The 619-nt window shown below is 54.3% G+C and carries 1 pseudogene; it reads right to left on the bottom strand.

What is annotated here, in order from left to right:
- Positions 1–286 (bottom strand): annotated as a pseudogene (locus MD273_RS18635) (ABC transporter substrate-binding protein); the annotation flags it as partial.
- Positions 287–619: the final 333 nt, after the last annotated feature.

Raw genomic sequence — 619 nt, forward strand, 5'->3', positions numbered from 1 at the left:
CCTCGAACAGCCCGTCATTGCGATAGAGCCAGCCGATATGCGAGGTGGTGAAGGTGACGTCGCTTTCGGGCGTGTCCTTGTTGAGCTTGGCCTGGTTCAGACGGTCGATCGTGCCGCCGGTGATGAACTCGACGTCGACGCCGGTTTCCTCGGTGAATTTCTTGGCGATCGTGTCCTGGATCAGGTCGCGAAAGCTGCCGCCCCAGCTGGATACCACCAGCGTTTCGGCGGAGGCTACCTGGGCCATCAGGGCGAGGGCGGTAGCGGTAAGAAGCAGTCGTTTCATGTCTGAATATCCTGTTGGTCTGAGAAGAGCCGTGCATTTTTTCGCAGCGCGGCCTGTCGTTAATGCGGCTGTTTTGCATCATAGGGACGGGAGTGATCCGCTATGAAATCCGCTTGGCAATTAGCAATTCTCAATTTGCCGACCTTGCGCAGGAAACAGAAATCGCATTTCTCGACGCGCTGCGAAGATTTTGCCAATTCAGTCATTCAAAGAATTGGATTGATTGATCTTTTTATAAAATCTCTGTCTCGCAGTGCCGAAATAAAAATGACGAATGCCTAGTATCCGCGCACGCGCGGGACGCTGTTGGCAAGCGGCAGGCCCTTGCGGATT

It is taken from the genome of Marinobacter sp. C7 (assembly GCF_022343555.1).
Taxonomy (GTDB): Bacteria; Pseudomonadota; Gammaproteobacteria; order Pseudomonadales; family Oleiphilaceae; genus Marinobacter.